The 18603-nt window shown below is 42.7% G+C and carries 22 protein-coding genes; 13 read left to right on the top strand and 9 right to left on the bottom strand.

All coding sequences use genetic code 11. The features are described 5' to 3' along the window. Positions 1 to 15 precede the first annotated feature (15 nt). The 7 genes from ACM2FC_RS12140 (at position 16) to ACM2FC_RS12170 (ending at position 7549) form a co-directional block, all read left to right on the top strand. On the top strand, positions 16 to 1575 hold the full coding sequence (locus ACM2FC_RS12140; protein ID WP_498481178.1) for a PAS domain-containing protein: 1560 nt from the start codon (positions 16 to 18) through the stop codon (positions 1573 to 1575). A gap of 16 nt (positions 1576 to 1591) precedes the next feature. Further along, positions 1592 to 1972, top strand: a complete 381-nt coding sequence (locus ACM2FC_RS12145; RefSeq protein ID WP_498481179.1) for an STAS domain-containing protein — start codon at positions 1592 to 1594, stop codon at positions 1970 to 1972. 40 nt (positions 1973 to 2012) lie between these two features. Continuing rightward, the gene (locus ACM2FC_RS12150) at positions 2013 to 2432 is read left to right on the top strand and encodes an anti-sigma regulatory factor (protein ID WP_498481180.1); all 420 of its coding nucleotides are present in this window, start codon (positions 2013 to 2015) and stop codon (positions 2430 to 2432) included. After that, the gene (locus ACM2FC_RS12155; RefSeq protein WP_498481181.1) at positions 2429 to 3010 is read left to right on the top strand and encodes a SpoIIE family protein phosphatase; all 582 of its coding nucleotides are present in this window, start codon (positions 2429 to 2431) and stop codon (positions 3008 to 3010) included. The genes ACM2FC_RS12150 and ACM2FC_RS12155 overlap by 4 nt, the downstream gene beginning before the upstream one ends. Before the next feature lie 18 nt (positions 3011 to 3028). After that, positions 3029 to 5755 carry a response regulator gene (locus ACM2FC_RS12160; protein WP_498481182.1) on the top strand — a complete coding sequence of 909 codons (2727 nt, stop codon included), beginning with the start codon at positions 3029 to 3031 and terminating at the stop codon, positions 5753 to 5755. Positions 5756 to 5769: 14 nt separating this feature from the next. Beyond that, positions 5770 to 6762, top strand: a complete 993-nt coding sequence (locus ACM2FC_RS12165) for an HD domain-containing phosphohydrolase (protein ID WP_498481183.1) — start codon at positions 5770 to 5772, stop codon at positions 6760 to 6762. 103 nt (positions 6763 to 6865) lie between these two features. Continuing rightward, positions 6866 to 7549, top strand: coding sequence for a tellurite resistance TerB family protein (locus tag ACM2FC_RS12170; RefSeq protein WP_498481184.1), 684 nt, complete (start codon positions 6866 to 6868; stop codon positions 7547 to 7549). Positions 7550 to 7587: 38 nt separating this feature from the next. Here ACM2FC_RS12170 and ACM2FC_RS12175 read toward each other — a convergent pair whose 3' ends face one another. Both ACM2FC_RS12175 and ACM2FC_RS12180 read right to left on the bottom strand, forming a co-directional pair. Then, positions 7588 to 7788: a DUF1127 domain-containing protein gene (locus tag ACM2FC_RS12175; RefSeq protein ID WP_498481185.1), complete on the bottom strand. Its 201-nt coding sequence runs from the start codon at positions 7786 to 7788 to the stop codon at positions 7588 to 7590. Positions 7789 to 7946: 158 nt separating this feature from the next. Further along, on the bottom strand, positions 7947 to 8531 hold the full coding sequence (locus ACM2FC_RS12180) for a TetR/AcrR family transcriptional regulator (protein WP_498481186.1): 585 nt from the start codon (positions 8529 to 8531) through the stop codon (positions 7947 to 7949). A gap of 102 nt (positions 8532 to 8633) precedes the next feature. Here ACM2FC_RS12180 and ACM2FC_RS12185 point away from each other — a divergent pair, with 102 nt between their 5' ends. The 4 genes from ACM2FC_RS12185 to ACM2FC_RS12200 all read left to right on the top strand — a co-directional run bounded on the left by ACM2FC_RS12185 (position 8634) and on the right by ACM2FC_RS12200 (position 9770). Beyond that, entirely contained in the window at positions 8634 to 8921 is a 288-nt protein-coding gene (locus ACM2FC_RS12185; protein WP_498481187.1) for a glutathione S-transferase N-terminal domain-containing protein, read from the top strand. Between the two features lie 60 nt (positions 8922 to 8981). Beyond that, a complete protein-coding gene (locus ACM2FC_RS12190; RefSeq protein WP_498481188.1) occupies positions 8982 to 9302 on the top strand; it encodes a glutathione S-transferase family protein in 321 nt (106 codons plus the stop codon). Between the two features lie 70 nt (positions 9303 to 9372). Continuing rightward, entirely contained in the window at positions 9373 to 9579 is a 207-nt protein-coding gene (locus ACM2FC_RS12195) for a YaeP family protein (RefSeq protein ID WP_498481189.1), read from the top strand. Further along, entirely contained in the window at positions 9579 to 9770 is a 192-nt protein-coding gene (locus tag ACM2FC_RS12200) for a DUF4250 domain-containing protein (RefSeq protein WP_498481190.1), read from the top strand. Before ACM2FC_RS12195 ends, ACM2FC_RS12200 begins: the two co-directional genes overlap by 1 nt. Positions 9771 to 9849: 79 nt before the next feature. Here the strand turns inward: ACM2FC_RS12200 and purL are convergent, their stop codons facing one another. Then, positions 9850 to 13743, bottom strand: a complete 3894-nt coding sequence (gene purL / locus ACM2FC_RS12205; protein WP_498481191.1) for a phosphoribosylformylglycinamidine synthase — start codon at positions 13741 to 13743, stop codon at positions 9850 to 9852. 332 nt (positions 13744 to 14075) lie between these two features. Here purL and mltF point away from each other — a divergent pair, with 332 nt between their 5' ends. Next, a complete protein-coding gene (mltF, locus tag ACM2FC_RS12210) occupies positions 14076 to 15623 on the top strand; it encodes a membrane-bound lytic murein transglycosylase MltF (RefSeq protein WP_498481193.1) in 1548 nt (515 codons plus the stop codon). On the opposite strand, the gene ACM2FC_RS12215 is transcribed toward mltF, so the two are convergent. Next, positions 15615 to 15767 carry a hypothetical protein gene (locus ACM2FC_RS12215; RefSeq protein WP_498481194.1) on the bottom strand — a complete coding sequence of 51 codons (153 nt, stop codon included), beginning with the start codon at positions 15765 to 15767 and terminating at the stop codon, positions 15615 to 15617. The two genes, mltF and ACM2FC_RS12215, sit on opposite strands and share 9 nt — an antisense overlap. Before the next feature lie 96 nt (positions 15768 to 15863). On the opposite strand from ACM2FC_RS12215, the gene ACM2FC_RS12220 reads away from it, so the two are divergent. Then, positions 15864 to 15995: a hypothetical protein gene (locus ACM2FC_RS12220; protein ID WP_498481195.1), complete on the top strand. Its 132-nt coding sequence runs from the start codon at positions 15864 to 15866 to the stop codon at positions 15993 to 15995. A 54-nt stretch (positions 15996 to 16049) separates the two neighbouring features. On the opposite strand, the gene tadA is transcribed toward ACM2FC_RS12220, so the two are convergent. From tadA to ACM2FC_RS12245, 5 genes are all read right to left on the bottom strand, one after another. Next, positions 16050 to 16547, bottom strand: a complete 498-nt coding sequence (tadA, locus tag ACM2FC_RS12225) for a tRNA adenosine(34) deaminase TadA (RefSeq protein ID WP_498481197.1) — start codon at positions 16545 to 16547, stop codon at positions 16050 to 16052. A 63-nt stretch (positions 16548 to 16610) separates the two neighbouring features. Next, on the bottom strand, positions 16611 to 17024 hold the full coding sequence (locus ACM2FC_RS12230) for a type IV pilus modification PilV family protein (RefSeq protein WP_498481198.1): 414 nt from the start codon (positions 17022 to 17024) through the stop codon (positions 16611 to 16613). Between the two features lie 15 nt (positions 17025 to 17039). Further along, complete coding sequence (locus tag ACM2FC_RS12235; RefSeq protein ID WP_498481199.1) at positions 17040 to 17456, bottom strand: hypothetical protein; 417 nt, start codon at positions 17454 to 17456, stop codon at positions 17040 to 17042. Position 17457: 1 nt separating this feature from the next. Next, positions 17458 to 18081, bottom strand: a complete 624-nt coding sequence (locus ACM2FC_RS12240; protein WP_498481200.1) for a PilW family protein — start codon at positions 18079 to 18081, stop codon at positions 17458 to 17460. Beyond that, positions 18062 to 18565: a prepilin-type N-terminal cleavage/methylation domain-containing protein gene (locus ACM2FC_RS12245; RefSeq protein WP_498481201.1), complete on the bottom strand. Its 504-nt coding sequence runs from the start codon at positions 18563 to 18565 to the stop codon at positions 18062 to 18064. Before ACM2FC_RS12245 ends, ACM2FC_RS12240 begins: the two co-directional genes overlap by 20 nt. Positions 18566 to 18603: the final 38 nt, after the last annotated feature.

Consider the following 18603-nt stretch of genomic DNA (forward strand, 5'->3'; position numbering starts at 1 on the left):
ATGGACAGGTGGATAATGAAAAAGACAGGGAAAGATAAAGCCTTCGATGACGAAGCAGGACTGAATAAAGCCATTTTCTCCGCCATCAATAAATCTCAAGGTATCGTTGAATTTGAGATGGACGGCACTATTTGCAACGCCAACGAAAATTTTCTAGATCTAATGGGTTATACGCTTGATGAGATTAAAGGCAAGCACCACAAAATATTCTGCGACCCAGATTACGTAACAAGCTCGGAATATAAAGAGTTTTGGCGCAAGCTTGGTGATGGTCAATTTGATGTAGGTGAGTACAAGCGTATCAACAAAAGTGGCCAAGAAGTGTATATCCAAGCCACCTACAACCCGGTACTAGATGAAAATGGTAAGCCTACACGTGTCATTAAAATAGCCAGCGATGTAACGAGTATCAAGCTCAAAAGCGTTGAGTCTGAGAACAAAATAACGGCTATCAATAAATCCTTAGGAACCGTTGAGTTTAGCTTAGATGGCACAGTACTCAACGCCAATCAAAATTTCCTAGATTTGATGAAGTATTCGCTCGACGAAGTAAAAGGAAAACACCATCGTATTTTTTGCGATGAAGAATTCACACGCAGCAAAGAATACTCCGAATTTTGGAAAAAGCTCGGTAATGGAGAGTTTGACTCAGGGGAGTATGTCCGAAAAAGCAAAGATGGCCACGATATATTTATCCAAGCTACCTATAATCCAATTTTTGATGCCGATGGCAAACCTTACAAAGTATTCAAAATCGCCTCCGATATCAGTGACTATAAAAAGGCCAGCAATGAAGCACAAAGTAAAGCTTCAGCAATTGATAAATCATTAGGCACTATTGAATTTAATCTAGACGGGACTATCGTTACGGCCAACCAGAACTTTCTCGATCTTATGGGCTACTCTTTACAAGAAATTCAGGGTAAGCATCATCGAATTTTTTGTGAACCTTCCTATAGTGACAGTCAGCAATACAAAGACTTTTGGAAAAAGCTGGGCAGTGGAGAGTTTGACGCAGGTGAGTATAAAAGACTCGCCAAAAACGGCCGAGAAGTTCATATCCAGGCAACTTACAACCCTGTGCTAGACCTCAAAGGTAAGCCTTATAAAGTCTTAAAAATTGCCTCTGACATCACCGAGAAAAAGAAACTGGCTGCCGAACGAGCAAAACAAGCTGCCATGATCATGGAAATGTCCACTCCAGTAATGCAACTTTGGGAAAAGATCCTGTTGTTACCCATTATAGGTCTCATCGACTCCAAACGAGTTCAATTGATTATGGAAGCCGTATTGCAAAAAGTCATTGATTATGAAGCCAAAGTAATAGTGATCGATATTCAAGGCGTGCCAACGGTTGACAGTGCTATTGCTAATCACTTACTCAAAGTGACCAAAGCAACGAGGCTAATGGGCTGTACTTGTATTGTCACTGGTATTTCACCGGTTGTGTCTCAAGCGATGGTTAATTTAGGTATAGAGCTAAACGATATTGTTACCCAGTCAACACTCAAGGAAGGCGTAAATAACTCCTTCAAGATTGCTGGCTTTTACTTAAAGCAAAGCGATGAACATTAGTTATCTAGAGTAGGCTATGAGTACAAGAAATAAAGCATCCATCAATGTTGTCACTCATGAGGTGAATGGGTGCTTAGTCGTGCCAATCCAAGAAGAGCTTTCATTAGAAGATGCTAACAAGGTACAAGAAGTAGTCTTGGATCGGTTACACAAGCAGTTATCGCGCGGTGTGATTATCGATTTTTCAGGTGTCGATATTATCGATAGCGCATTATGGGATATTTTTGTCAAAGCAGTCCATATGATTAGTGTAATGGGGTCAAAAGCAGCAATCACAGGCTTAAGTCCAGGGATTGTTGCGTCAATCATAGACTTAGATTTAGATATTGATGATCTGAACACAAGAAGAAGCGTAGAAGATGCAATGGACTTCCTTCTTAGAGGACCTCAGTTATAAAACGTAACGGAATGCTTAGACATAATAGTCAGAGAGAAATATGGATTCAATGCTGGTTTATGTGCAAACGTTAAAAGTCACTATATCGCTAGATTCTGACGTCGGCTATGCCAGCCTGGATGCTAAAGTTTTTGCTGAAAAGTTAGGGTTTTCTACCGTCGATCAATACATGATATCGATTGCAGTAAGTGAGCTGAGCCGAAATATAGTCAATCATGCAGGTCAAGGAATCATTTATTTAAAAGAGATAGAAGAGCAGCAAAATTCAGGCATTGAAATCGTCGCCAAAGATTGGGGGGCGGGTATCCGAGACTTAGATATGGCGCTCAGTGATAACTACAGTACACAAGGCACGATGGGAGTTGGTTTGCCAGGAACAAAAAGGCTCATGGACTACTTTGAAATTGATACTGAATTAGGTGAAGGCACTGAGATTACCGTGAGGAAATGGCTCAGATGATGTGCGAAAGAATCGAAATTGGCATTAGTGAAAAGCCGATAGAAGAAGTAAATGGCGATGACGCTTTTTACCTTAAAGAAGGATGTGATTATTTCATTTCCCTATTTGATGGCGCTGGTCACGGTAATAGCGCACATCAAATTGCTACCAAGTCGAGAGATATCTTAACAGGCATTCAGCAAGAAGAGCTACCACAAGCAATGCAATCTTTACACGAGAGTCTGCGCGGCACAAATGGAGGTGTAGCAATAATAGGGAAACTGAACATACACTCTCTACTGTTCCGGTATGTCGGCATCGGGAATATTTTTATGTGTAAAGCTGGCAAATCTCTCGAGCGGTTCATGTTACAGCAAGGGATTATTGGTTACCAAATACGTACGCCAGTTGAAAGCTCAATCCAACTTGTTCCAGGCGATATCTTGATCCTCTATTCCGACGGTATAAAAAGCAACTTTGATCTCGATGAATATTCAAACTTCTATAAGGATAATGCACAAACCATTGCACAAAATATTACCCAGCGATTCGCAAAACCCTCCGATGACGCGACGTGTTTGGTCATTCGTGTAAGGTAACGATTTGGATTCCCTGTTATGAACCTTGAAGCTATCATAAAAAAAATGGAACAAGATTCTGATGAGCAGAATATCAAACTGTCCGAGTACTACGTTACAGATGGAAAGTCGATTGTTGACCTGAGAAACAAAGTTAACAAACTTGCCTTAGATTGCCACTACAGCAAGGTCAACGCCACCCGCATAGCCACTGCCGTGTCTGAAATATGTCAGACGTTGCTCCCCTTATGCCGTCAATTTGCCTGTAGTATCTATTTTACTATTTATGAAGAACGGTGGGGAATTAAAACTGAGTTTCAAGGCTGCGCTCCTGCTATCAAACCAATGAATTTTGACTATATATTCGACCACTTTGAAATTCTGGCAGATTGCACTAACCAACACACCATTACCGCATTCAAAGCGATTCCCTCCGTGCACTTTTCCGCTCAACATGAAACTGAAGTTCAGCGCCAGAAACTCAATCAGCTTTCCCAAGAAGAATTGATGCGTGAGCTGCAAGTTTCGCTAGAAAAAACCAAAGAAGCCGATTTAGCAAAAGGGGATTTTCTGGCAAACATGAGCCATGAAATCCGTACACCGATGAACGCCATCATTGGTCTTAGTGAATTAGTAATGAAAACTCAGCTTACCTCTAAACAGCAAGACTATATAAGTAAGATCAATTCAGCAGGAAGAGCATTACTTGGCATCATTAACGATGTACTGGATATTTCAAAAATTGAAGCGGGTAAAATGGACATCGAGGCAATCCCCTTCCAACTTGATAAAGTATTAGACGACCTTTGCACTATTATCACCCTAAGAGCACAGGAAAAAGGGATTGAAGTCATATTCTCTATTCCTCCAGAAGTTCCGAACTCCCTAGTGGGCGATCCCCTAAGGTTAGGACAAATACTGACTAACCTTTGTAACAACGCGATCAAATTTACCGAGTCTGGTGAAATCATCGTAAAAATAAGTGCCGAAGCTCAAGAATCAGAAAGTATTAAGCTCCGATTTGAAGTAAAAGATACAGGCATTGGACTAAAGCCAACGCAAATTCAAAAGCTATTTACGTCATTTAGTCAGGCAGATACTTCCACTACTCGAGAGTATGGAGGAACAGGCCTAGGATTATGCATCTGTAAAAACCTTGTTCAAATGATGCAAGGAGATATTTGGGTTGAAAGCGAATATGGAGAAGGCAGTGACTTTATCTTCACCGCTCAATTTGGCGTTCTAGAACAAGAGCTTCAGGCTCAAAAAGAAGTTATCTATACTTGGAAAAAAGTCCAAGGCATGAAAGTACTTATTGTCGATGATAACGAAACCGCTCGAAACATGAATGAAGACTTAATGCGCTCTTATTCTCTGAATGTCACCACTGCAGTCAATGGGATGGAAGCAATAGAGTTCGTTAAATCTGCAGCCGCTGAAGATACACCCTATGAGCTCATACTAATGGACTGGCAAATGCCAGAAATGAATGGCATTAAAGCCTCTGAAATTATTAAAAAATCAAACCTGGCAGCTCCCCCTAAGATTATATTGATGACAGCGTATGGTCGAGAAGAAGTTATTTTAAAAGCCGAGGATGCGCAAATTGACGGTTTTTTGGTTAAGCCTGTCAACCCTTCTACACTTCTGCACACAATCATGGAAGTCATGGGACAAGCCGTGATTTTAGATGATTTAAGCCAAAAAAATGATGATATTGAGTTGTACGACAGCTTCGAAGACGTCCGTGGAGCCAAAGTGTTGTTGGTTGAGGACAATGAAGTCAACCAAATAATCGCCGTTGAGTTGCTAGAAACAGTTGGTCTATGCGTAGAGATCGCTAATAATGGTCAGGAAGGTGTAGAAAAGGCGCTAGACTATAGTTATGCCTGTATTCTCATGGACTTGCAGATGCCAATTATGGATGGTTTAGAAGCATCAAGGCGACTGCGACAAAGCCCTTATCATAAAGATGTCCCTATCATCGCCATGACCGCCAACGCCATGCAACAAGACCGAGATCAATGCGCAGCTGCAGGCATGAACGATCATATTGCCAAACCTATTGATACCAATGAACTCTACAGCAAGTTGTTAAAGTGGATAGATCCATCATTTAAAGACGAATCATTTCAATATACACCACAAGACCAAAACAGTGATGACAATACTCTAGCAATTCCCGAACTGCCTGGAATCAATACCGAAGAAGGTTTACGCCGAGTCAATGGCGATAATGACCTTTACCTTAAATTGCTAAAAAGCTTTGCCAAGCAGAATCAAGACACCCTCTACCAGCTAAAATCTTTTATTCAAAAGAAAGACTGTGCTCAAGGAGAAATCTTAGCCCATACCCTAAAAGGCACTTCTGCCTCGTTGGGCGCTCATCGCTTATCACATGCCGCATCCGCGCTAGAAAAAACGTTTAAACAAGGTAGTCATGAGATCCATGATGATACGTGGCAAGACCTTTCCTCAGCATTAGATCAAGCCTTCACCTCCATTTCTCACCTGCAAGCAGAAGGTAACTCAATAGTATCAACATCGCAGGAGTACGGCTCCGATGAGCTATTGCAGATGAGTGAAGAAATCGAACAACAGCTCAAGCGTGGAGAGTTTGCAGAGCAGCTGGTTAGTCAATTTGTCGTTGCACTTAAAGAGCGGTCTCCAGCAGAAGACCTAGAGGGATTGGCAGAAGCCATTGAAGGGTTCGACAGTGATGAAGCGCTTGAGTATCTCAAAAAAATAATACCGACCATCGTATAAAGGAGGGTCACAACATGAATAAAACCTTACTAATTGTTGATGATGTTCCCGATAATATACGCATTCTAAAAAGTGTACTCGAGAAGGGAAACTACTTAATACGGGCTGCGACAAATGGTGAAAAAGCCTTGAAGCTTGCTAGCACCCGCCCTCTTCCAAACTTGATATTGCTCGACATAATGATGCCGGGTATCGATGGTATAGAGGTTTGCAGAAGACTCAAGCGAAACCCAGAAACAGCCAATATTCCGGTCATTTTTATATCCGCAAAAGATGATGTAGAAGATCAATCCATCGGCTTTGACGTCGGAGCCGTTGATTACATCACTAAACCTTTTTCTCCTCCTATCGTTTTACGTCGCGTCGCTACTCATTTATCGTTGACAAAAATGGAAGAGCTCGACTCGCTAGCCCGTTCTGCCATAAAGATGCTCGGAATTGCCGGACATTATAATGATACTGACACAGGGAATCATATTTGGCGCATGGCTGAGTATTGTAAAGTGCTCGCGAAAGCGGCTGGTTGGGAGTATGAAGACTACACTCGTATCGAGCTGGCTGCCTCCATGCACGACACTGGGAAAATAGGTATCCCAGATTCCATTCTCAAAGCACCACGTAAATTGGATGCGCAAGAATGGGATATCATGAAACGGCATTCGGAAATGGGTCACGAAATATTATCTATGTCAACAAACCCTGTGTTTCAGATGGCCGCTGAAATAGCAGCGACACACCATGAAAAATGGGATGGTAGCGGTTATCCCAAGGGCTTAAAAGGTGTCCAGATCCCTGAAAGTGGCAGAATCGTTGCTGTTTGTGATGTCTTTGACGCACTAACTATGGAGCGACCTTATAAAAGCGCGTGGTCTTCAGAAGACGCCATGGAACAAATTAAAAAAAGCTCGGGCACTCACTTAGATCCAAACTTGGTCGAAATATTTATATCGATTGAGGATGAAACCCAAAAGGTAAAAACTAGATGGAACAACCAAGAGTCCGAGTAAACAACCTTTTAAACTCAGCCTCACCATTCGGTTTGTGAATGGCGTTAATTCTATGTTCATTTACCATTTGCTAGACTGTTTTTAAATTGTCAGGAGGTGGTATATGGATCTAAAAAGTCTTCTCAATCAGGCTCTGAACTCAGATATTGTTCGCCAAGGAACAGAGCAAGTTAAAACTCAATCAACGAATCTAAAAAACAATCCAGACACACTAAAAACGCTAGGAGCCGGTGCATTAGGTGGCGGAGTCATTGGCATGTTGATGGGCTCGAAGAAAACCAAGAAAATGGGTAAAACGGCGCTGAAAGTCGGCGGAGCTGCTGCTCTTGGAGCATTGGCATACAAAGTTTACAACGACTACCAAAACAAACAATCGGGTGATAGTTCCAACCACTCATCAACTTCGCAAATCTCTGCACCAGAGAAGTTCGATGCAAACGACCATATGCATAGCGTATTAATCATCAAAGCAATGATTGCCGCAGCCAAAGCAGATGGACACGTTGATGAGCAGGAAATGGCGCGAATTGAAGAAACACTGCAAGGTATAGGTGCAGATGATAGCGTTAGAACATTGGTGCAAAGCGAGCTCAATAAGCCTCTCGATCCTGCAGAAATAGCCGGGCTTGCTGGTTCTCCAGAACAAGCTTCGGAAATTTATCTCGCTTCGTTGATCGTGTCTGATGAACAAAACTTTATGGAAAAAGCGTATCTACAAGAGCTTGCAAAGCAGCTTCAGTTAGCCCCTGAAGTGACACAACAATTAGAGTTACAACTTCAAAGCTAAACCAGTAACCAAGCAACAGCTTTTAAATAGGTTGTTGCTTATTGCCAAAAACTCTTTTCACACTCTTTTCTAGCCTGAGAAGCAGAAATTCCAACATCTTCTAACATATGATCTGGTAATTTTCGCAACTGCCTGCGAGTACGATAATTTCTTATCCATCGAGAAATTAAATGCTGCACTTTTTTTACAAACGCTTTTACGTCTACAAAATGTGGTCGATGAAGTATAATTTCACTCATATATGCTAGCCCTACAAGAAATTGGTATCTAATTGTATGACACATACATAGAGTAGAATTTTATACTTTAGTATAGCTATATAGAATATTTTAACTTAAATCCAAAAATAACTAAGAAAAATGCAAACATTTGTAATGAGAGTTAAATACCTCTAATTTTACACACCAACTTTAGCTCGGCCTTCAACTGCGTTAATACATACCTCCAACAACTCTTCTGCCAAAATGCTTTCATTTATAGCTCGGGATATCGCAAGCCCACCGATCATCATTACGGATTGTTGAATAGCAGTTTCACGGCTTATGTTTCTGTCGCTTAAACTCCCAATTTTTTCAACAAACTGGCTAAATATTTGTGTATAAGTTGTTCGAACTTCTTCATTTTGATGAGCGATATCAGTAGCTAGAAATGCAAGAGGGCAATGTGCTCTTTCACCTTCCCGGTGCTCCATACTCAGATAGCATTTAATCTGTTGGATGAAACTATCACCCGAAGAAGCTATCTCTTGCATTTGCTTTGAACTGAATTTCGCCGCATGTAGAATAGATTCAGAATACAACTCTGACTTACTGGTGAAGTAACGATAAAACACTCCGCGCGTCACCCCCGCATCTTTCGCAATGTCATTTATGCCAACCTGATCGTAACCTTTATTGGCAAATAGCCGCGCTGCACTTGCCAGCATTTTATCTCTTGTTTCCTGTTTATGTTTTGGGTTCCAAGGCACTGTAAATCTCCACATTTCTAGCATCCAACCTATTGTACTGCATGTGAATATATGTTCTTGAACATATTTTGCTTCTACCTAGGATGGTTCTACAAACAAACTGCTTAAGGAAAATATATGTCATCCGAGATTTACATTTTTGGGCCACAATACAGCCCATTTGTTCGTGCAGTCGCTTTGTGTTGTGAGGAAAAAAGCATTACATATACCATTGGTTTTGAACCATTTGGAAGTGTGGTTGAAGTAGGTAGCGTTCAACACCTTTCTATGCACCCTTTTGGAAAAGGTCCTGTACTTATAACCCGAGATCTTCGATTATTTGAAACCGCAGCCATATGTCGTTATTTAGACAGAGAATATCCTGAGAAGCCTCTCCAACCCTGCACGACTTATGACTGCGCGTGAGTCGATCAATGGTGCTCAGCTATCTCCACTTACATTTACGAGACACTAATAAAAAAGTACTTGCTAGAGTTTAGTTTTCCCAAAGGAGAAAACGGACAAATTCGTTGGCAAAAAGTTGAAGAAATAATCCCCGAAGTAGAAAAAATATTTCGTATTATTAGTCAGCAGATAGGAGAGCAGTACTTCTTGTGCTCAGAGCAATATACGATTGCAGATTCGCTTATTACTCCCATGCTTGATTACTTAGAAAAATTGCCGCATTCAAAACACTTTTTCAAACTCTACCCAAACCTAAGTAGATACACCGTTAGAATGCGACAACGAAAAAGCGCAAATAATGTCCTGATAGAAGTTAACCTACCTGTACAGAAGAACACATAGTGCGCTAGCTTTATTCCCCACCATATCCCGTGTATATTTGGCTGCAGATAAATCTAGATAGGAAATGAAAATGCAAGTATATGGTTGCTGTGATTTAGTTCGCGAAATTTATGCCCAAATTGGCAGTGGTGATCAGGGGTATATACCGAAAGCAATCACTTGCGCAGTAAAGTCACTGAATGACATTGCTGCCGATGAATCCCTACCAAAAGAAACTCGTGAGAAAGCAGCATTTGCTGCAGCAAATCTATTGATTTCAGATTTTGAGGATAAGTAATGAACCTAACTAACTTCGAAACAATGGATCCGGTTATGTTGATGAGCATTGTCAACATGAAACTGCGAGATGACTTCGATGGAGATTTGGATAAGCTAGCTACTTTCTTTGATATCAGCAAACCTGCATTAGAAAAGAAATTGGCAGAAGCTGGGTTTGAATTCTTGCCTGATGCGGGGCAATTTCGATAAATTTTGCGAGAAGTTGTGAAAAACTAAAAAGCCGCAGTTTTTACGCTGCGGCTTGTTTATTTCAGGCTATTTAATCTAATCAACCAATATTCTTACGTGCGTTTTGGAACATTCTCATCCATGCGCCGTTTTCGCCCCAACCTTCTGGTGTCCATGAGTTCGCTACTGTGCGGAATACACGCTCTGGGTGTGGCATCATGATAGTGACACGGCCATCAGTGGTGGTTAAACCAGTGATCGCATTTGGCGAACCGTTCGGGTTGTTTGGATATTGCTGAGTCGCATTCCCGTTGTTATCAACATAGCGCAGCGCAACTGTACCAGAGTTTTCAATTGCAGCTAGGTGTTCGCCATCGCGAACTTCTACACGACCTTCACCGTGTGATACTGCGATTGGCATGCGCGAGTTAGCCATACCATTGAAGAAAATAGAATCAGACTGTTGAACTTCCACTAGGCTGAAACGCGCTTCAAAACGCTCAGATTCGTTGCGTACGAAACGTGGCCATAAATCAGCGCCAGGGATTAGCTCTTTCAGGTTCGATAGCATTTGGCAACCGTTACATACACCTAGAGAGAAGGTGTCTTCACGCTTAAAGAAGCCTTCAAACTGTTCGCGAGCCTGCGCGTTGAACAGAACAGATTTCGCCCAACCTTCACCAGCGCCTAGTACGTCACCGTATGAGAATCCACCACAAGCAACTAAGCCTTTGTACTCATCAAGTACAGCTTGACCAGTAAGGATATCGCTCATGTGAATATCAACAGATTCAAACCCAGCTCGGTCAAACGCGGCAGCCATTTCTACGTGAGAGTTCACACCCTGCTCACGCAAAATTGCCATTTTCGGCTTCGCGCCTTTCAAAATGTATGGCGCAGCAATGTCTTCGTTGACATCGTAGCTTAGTGATACGTTCAAACCTGGATCTGAGTTATCTTTCTTCGCTTCAAACTCTTGGTCAGCACACGCTGGATTATCACGCAGAGCCTGCATCTTATGGGTTGTTTCCGCCCAAATAGTACGTAACTCAGTACGCGAGCGGTTTAAGATTTCTGTATTACCTGCCGCGATAACAAATTCATCAGAATCTTCAACTTGACCGATAACATGTGAGCAATTTTCTAGGCCTTGCTCTTTAAGTATTGCCATTACCGAATCTAGCTGTTCGTTTTGAACTTGAACAACCGCGCCTAGCTCTTCGTTAAATAGTGCAGCTAGCGTATCTTCGCCCAATGCTTCGATGTTTGCTTTCACACCACAGTGACCTGCAAACGCCATCTCAGCAAGAGTCACGAATAGGCCGCCATCACCTTTATCGTGATAAGCCACTAGCTTGTCATCACGAACCAATGTTTGCATCGCGTTGAAGAAGCCTTTTAGCTGCTCAGCATTGTCGACGTCAGCAGGCTTATCACCAAGTTGCTTGTAAACTTGCGCTAATGCTGTCGCGCCTAGGCGGTTTTTACCATTCCCTAGGTCGATAAGAACAAGGCTTGTTTCACCTTTGTCTGTGCGTAACTGAGGCGTCACTGTCTTACGTACGTCTTCAACACGACCGAAAGCTGTAATAACAAGAGAAAGTGGTGAAGTCACTTCTTTACTTTCACCGTTATCTTCCCACTTGGTCTTCATCGACATTGAGTCTTTACCAACTGGAATCGTCAGGCCAAGTGCAGGGCATAACTCTTCACCCACGGCTTTAACCGCTTCGTAAAGGCCAGCATCTTCGCCCGGGTGACCAGCTGGAGACATCCAGTTTGCTGACAGTTTGATGTGTTTAATATCACCAATATCAGTTGCCGCAATGTTGGTCAGTGATTCACCAACAGCTAAACGAGCAGAAGCACCAAAGTCTAGTAGAGCAACTGGGGTGCGCTCACCCATAGACATCGCTTCACCGTGATACGTATCGTAACTTGCTGCTGTCACTGCACAGTTTGCTACTGGCACCTGCCAAGGGCCAACCATTTGGTCACGAGCAACCAAACCGGTTACTGAACGGTCACCAATCGTGATTAGGAATGTTTTTTCTGCGACGGTTGGCAGGCGAAGAACGCGATCAGCCGCTTCATTGATTTCAATGCCAGAACGTTCAATCTCTGGGCTTTCTACTTTCAATGTTTCCGCTTCGCGGCTCATCTTAGGTGGCTTGCCAAGCAAGATATCCATTGGCATATCGATTGGCGTGTTGTCGAAGTGCGAATCTTCTAGAGTCAAGTGACGCTCTTCAGTCGCTTCACCAACTACCGCATATGGCGCACGTTCACGCTTACAAATCGCATCGAATTGTTCCATGTTTTCTGGAGCAACCGCCATTACATAACGTTCTTGAGATTCGTTACACCAGATTTCTAGTGGGCTCATGCCCGGCTCATCGTTTGGCACGTCACGTAGCTGGAATTTACCGCCACGCTCGCCATCATCGACTAGCTCAGGCAGCGCGTTAGAGATACCACCAGCGCCCACATCGTGGATAAATGCGATTGGGTTGTCGTCACCTAATTGCCAACAACGGTCGATCACTTCCTGACAACGACGTTCCATCTCTGGGTTCTCACGCTGTACAGAAGCAAAGTCTAAATCTTCAGCTGATTGGCCCGATGCCATAGAAGAAGCAGCACCACCACCAAGACCGATGTTCATTGCAGGACCGCCAAGCACGATTAGCTTAGCGCCTACTGGGATCTCTTTCTTCTGAACGTGCTCGTCACGGATGTTACCCATACCGCCAGCAATCATGATTGGTTTGTGATAACCACGTACCTCTTCACCTGCATGAGAGGTGACTTTTTCTTCGTAGGTACGGAAATAACCTAAAAGGTTTGGACGACCAAACTCGTTGTTAAATGCCGCGCCACCTAGAGGGCCTTCAAGCATGATATCCAATGCATTTACAATACGACCTGGCTTACCAAAATCGGTTTCCCATGGTTGCACGTAGTTTGGAATGCGAAGGTTTGATGTGGTGAAACCAACAAGGCCTGCTTTTGGCTTGCCACCAATACCTGTTGCGCCTTCGTCACGGATTTCACCACCAGAACCTGTTGAAGCGCCCGGCCAAGGAGAAATTGCGGTTGGGTGGTTGTGCGTTTCAACCTTCATCAAGATGTGCGCATCTTCTTGGTGGTAGTTATATTGACGCGATTCTGGGTCTGGGAAGAAACGACCTACGTTAGAACCCGTCATTACCGCTGCGTTATCTTTATAAGCAGAAAGTACATGATCAGGCGTTGTCTCGTAAGTGTTCTTTATCATCTTGAACAGAGACTTGTCTTGCTTAACGCCGTCGATTGTCCAATCCGCATTGAAGATTTTGTGGCGACAGTGCTCTGAGTTCGCTTGAGCAAACATCATTAGCTCGATGTCGTTCGGGTTACGACCAAGCTTAGTGAAGTTTTCTACTAAATAATCAATTTCATCTTCTGCTAACGCTAAGCCTAGGGAAACGTTCGCTTCTTCAAGTGCGCTGCGGCCACCAGCAAGAATGTCTACATCAGCAACAGGAGCAGGCTCTGCAACTGTGAATAAAGCTTGCGCTGATTCAAAATCGTTAACAATTGACTCCATCATGCGATCATGGATCAGAGATTTAACTGCAGTTACTTGCTCTTCTGATAATTCAGTTGAAGACTCTATGTAATAAGCAGTACCGCGCTCTAGTCGTTTAACTTTAGTTAAGCCACAATTGTGAGCAATGTCTGTGGACTTAGAAGACCAAGGAGAAATTGTGCCAGGACGAGGAGTAACAAGAAGCAAAAGGCCTTCTGGTTTGTGCTCTTCAATCGTTGGGCCATACGTTAACAGCTTTTCTAATCTTTCGATCTCTGTGTTGTCGAGGTCTGCATTTAGATCAGCAAAGTGCATAAACTCTGCGTATATACCAGTGACTGGCAGTTGTTGTTCACGACAAAGTTCTAGTAGTTTGTTAACACGAAACTCTGAAAGAGCTGGGGAGCCACGCAAAATTCTCATGTGCTTAGGTCTCTTATGCAGTTGATTAAGGAGATATTGGTATAAATTCAATGAGTTAAAGTTGTCGTCATTAAACCTATGCCAATACAGCCTATGGATTTCGAGCGCATTATAAAGGATTTAGTTTAGTGATGTAACACTTAAAGCAACCGTTTGCGTCATTTTTTTCGTCACAGTTTAACGGCTGTTTATAGATAACAGGCATAGAAAAATATAAATTTAGCCAAGGAATAAACTTTGCCATTACCTATCACTTTGATATAAAGCTAATTAAGTGAAGGTTTGGCAGAGGTTACTTAGATCCAAGCAAGGAAGTATGAGAAATTTTTTTAATGTATAAGTTTTGTTTTCACCACGTGAGAAACGCACTCACCATCGCTGTCATTTCATTCCTTTTAACAGGATGCCAAATTGAGTCTAAGCCTAAAAGCGAACTCGACCAAATTCGAGAGCGTGGAGTATTACGTGTCGGCACACTGAATAACCAGATCTCATACTATATTGGTCCCGATGGTCCGGCAGGGGTAGATTACGACCTAGCACGCAAGTTTGCCGACGAGCTCGGTGTTAAATTGGAAATGAAACCCGCCTATCGAGTTTCGACACTCTACCCTGCCCTAAAGCACGGCGACATCGATATTATTGCTGCTGGTATCAGTCCATCTGAGGAGCGGCTGCAACAGTTTCGAGCCGGCCCTGCGTATTATTATGTCAGCCAGCAGCTTGTCTATAAGACCGGAAGTTGGAAACCAAGAAACCTCAAAGACCTTATCTCTAAGCAAGCTGATTTAATAAAGAAAAATGATGGTAAGCCAGTCTTTGAAGTCGTGGGAGATTCTCACTTCAATAGCACACTCACTGATCTGCAAAAAGACAATCCGAAACTGCAATTTAAAGCAGAAAAACAAGCCGATGTGAACGAGCTACTTAAACAAGTCTCGGAAGGAAAAATTGATTTCACTGTCGCAGATTCTGTTGAGCTTTCGATGTCACAACGAGTTTATCCTAACCTAGCTTCCGCATTTGAGCTAACCGAAGACCAACCTATCTCTTGGTATTTAGGGCGCTCAGATGATGAAAGCCTTTATGGGTTAATGATTGAGTTTTTTGGCAACCTTAAGCAGTCAGGCGAGCTTGCAACGTTAGAAGAAAAGTACATTGGTCATATCAACACGTTTGATTATGTAGATACTCGTGCTTTTATCCGCGCCCTTGACGGAAAGTTGCCCAAGTGGGAACCAACCTTCAAAGAATTCGCAGGTAACTTTGACTGGAGACTCATTGCAGCAATTGCGTACCAAGAGTCTCATTGGAACCCGAGAGCAGTTTCTCCTACTGGTGTCCGTGGCATGATGATGCTCACTTTGCCCACTGCAAAAAGTGTTGGTGTGGAAAATCGTCTCAATCCAGAGGAGTCTGTCCGAGGCGGTGTCGAATACCTACGCCGAATGGTACAGCGAGTGCCAGATAGCATTAATGACCATGAAAAAATATGGTTTGCCCTTGCCTCATACAATATGGGCTTTGGTCATATGATGGATGCGCGCCGATTGACTAAGCAGCAAGGCGGTAATCCTGACGCTTGGGGCGATGTCAAAGATCGCCTTCCATTGCTCAAACAAAAAAAGTATTACAGCAAAACACGATATGGCTATGCTCGTGGGGATGAGGCTAGAGATTATGTAGAGAATATTCGCCGTTACTATCAAAGCATCATAGGCCACGTCGATCAAAGCTATACAACCGCTTCACCGTCTGACGCCAATGTTGATGATTTGGAAGTGATTAAAGTACCAGGAGCTACTGTCTCTCAAGCACAAGATATCGCAACACCAGAAAGCCAGTATCCAAACAAGCTAAAAGAGCAAAATTCAGAGTGAAGAGAATAGAAGCAATACCATAGCAATACCATAAGGACGAATATTTCGAAGTAACTTGTCCATACAAATAAATAGCTTCACTTCACACATAAAACTGGTTAAAATTACCGCAACATCACGTTTAAGCGGAATCTCCTTCTGCATGTCATACGTTGGTAACATTCAATAGATATACAGTCATTGTATTTTCATCGTCGCTCTAGATGAAAATACATTTGTTGTGTAATTCGAGGTAGTATTATGAAACGTAAACTGCGCTCGAAACGCCTCAGCCAAACTGCCGCAGCCAATCGGCGCAAACGCATGTTAGCGAATAACAAGAAAAAAGTTATTTGGCGAAATCGAGCATACAAACAATTTGTCGCTGCATAGGCGATGTCAAAAAGAATGCAAGCATCTGTTTAACAGATGTTTGCCTAACTACCTTCAAGTCCTTGTTTTTTTCTTCTCTTTGATCTCTTTGCGACGGCGTTTGAAAAAGGTTTGCAGCATTTCCCGGCACTCTTGCTCCATCAGCCCGCCTTCAACTTCTGCATAGTGGTAAGCCGCTTGGCTTTCAAATAGATCCAATACACTCCCCGCTGCGCCAGCTTTAAGATCATACGCCCCAAAAACGATTCTCTTTACGCGACTATGTAGTAGTGCACCAGCACACATCGGGCAAGGCTCCAAAGTCACATACAATGTGGTATCCATAAGGCGGTAATTAGACAGAACTTCTCCCGCTTTGCGCAGCGTTTGTATCTCTGCATGGGCTGTCGCGTCATGACAAGTAATAGAACGATTCCAGCCTTCGGAGATAATCTCTCCATCTTTTACTAACACGGCACCGACTGGTACTTCCCCTTCGACTTCAGCACTTTTAGCCAATTCAAGTGCTCGCTGCATAAACTGTTTGTCTAGTTCAGAAAAAGAATGCTGCAAACTAACCCTCTCATTTTGGTAATGTTGTGCCTACAAATTGAATGGCCTATCCTAACATACCGATCAATCAAACTCGCTGAATTCTGATATGAGTGTCTGTAAAGTGACTCGCTGCTGCTGACCAAACCTATCAACCCACACCACTTCTACGATAACGCTTTTTAATGTGCCAGATAAACCTATGTCTTTGATAACCCAACTCCGAAAAAACTTGTCATCCACTTGCTCTGCACCAGAAACGATATCTTGACTAAAACTGGCAACTGTTATCAACGAATGCTGTTGAGAAGCTCCCCGAGTTCTAAACCATTCTAGTTTAGTTTCTACTAGTTGCAGCGCCGCAATACTGTCACTGGCAAACTCAGCACTTTTCTCCACATAAACCTGTAGTTTAGTGAGAGATAACGTCGCAAAGCTTACGACCAAAAGTGCGATCAAGACCTCAAGAAAAGAGAACCCTTTGTGCTTTTGGTTCATCCACTGCCCTTAACGTCAGTGTTCATACCAAGACCCTTGCTGCCATTTGACTTGAAAGTCGTTTGTAGAGTCGCTGTCCTCACCTTCTGGTTCAGCAATAGAAATAATGACATTACGTGTTAGCAAAACATATTCATTACCTGATTCTAGTCTGTAAAGGTTCTCACTTAATTCTACGACTTGGATTGATCTTCCAAGCTGGTTGCAAAAGGTTACTGCTTCAAATGTACTCTCATGTTGATGAATATAAGCAAATATACATTCGAGGCCACCTTCTGAGAGCCAGTAGCTTTTGCGGTAACTGATTTCATTTTGGATCTGCTTAATGTTGAAGAAAGCGCTTTTATATACTCCAAGAACAACAATAAGCATTGCTGACAAGAGTAGTGAAGTGATCAACAAAGTTGAAAAACCTTTATTCCTCAAACGCACTTTAATTTCTCTGCAGTAAAGAGATGGAGTTTGAAACAATAATATCTGGTCGCCCAAGCAATGATGCCTGCAAAGTTATACTGTGATATTGGCTAGTAAACAGCACACTTTCAACAGCATCACTTGAAAACTCAAACATATCGACGCTGATGAAATTTGAATCGAAAACTGAAAAACAAAACCCACCCACTCCAGAGGTTGTCGCTTGCTCGAAAGTTAGCGGGGCTGCTGACGTTTTTTCGCAATATTTTAAGGAGGGAGAAGAGTCAGAATCGACATCATAGTAATAAGCGATATTTTGAAATGCTTCATCGCCTTCGCTACTCAGTCGATAAGCGTAAGCAAAGGCTTCAGAGGTAGTGCTTACAGGTAGCGTCCCATCGAGCAAAACTGTTCTTACGTTACCCGTCCCATCGTAGCCTGCTCTTTGAATATCTTGTTTAATTTGCATAAGAAGTGAATTTACTTTTTGCTGAAGTGTCAGTTGGTGAAGACGATATGACGCCATGCTCTGACTGGTAAAAAACAAATTCGAGATCATAAGCAAAATAATCACACCGATGACTGATGAAACTAGTAGTTCAATAGTGCTAAAGCCTCGATTTTCAACAATCGGTGTAGCCATAAGCGTTTCCCTCAACCGAACACAATCGGATTCGTCCTGCCCCATAAGACGTAATCAGTTTGAGCTTTTTGGCCGGTTGTAGAGAGGAGTAAAACGTAATATTCCCACTGGTGACTTTACCTCTCCTCGGGTAAAACTTAATCAGATTATCATGGTATGTGTTCTCAATGATTACGGTTCTATATGCCTCACCGGACAGAGTCGAAATCACTTTAGAGCCATACTCATCCTGTTTATCTCTTATAGTAAACTGCCAATCTTCACTTCCTGTTTGTTCTGGCAACTGTAACCACAGGTGTTGATTACGATACGTTGCTCCAGATTTCGCTAAATAAGCCATCCCTTTAAGTTCGCTAGCAAAACGCTTCACCTTACGGCTATCAAGTAATGTATGAAAATCAGGTATCGCAAAAGCTAGCAAACTGGTTAATAACGCTAGTGAAATCAAACACTCTAGTAAGGTAAACCCCAAACCTAGTCGCAAAACTTATGTTCTCTACTCAATCAACACAAAATCAGTCT

The organism is Vibrio sp. A37, assembly GCF_059777565.1.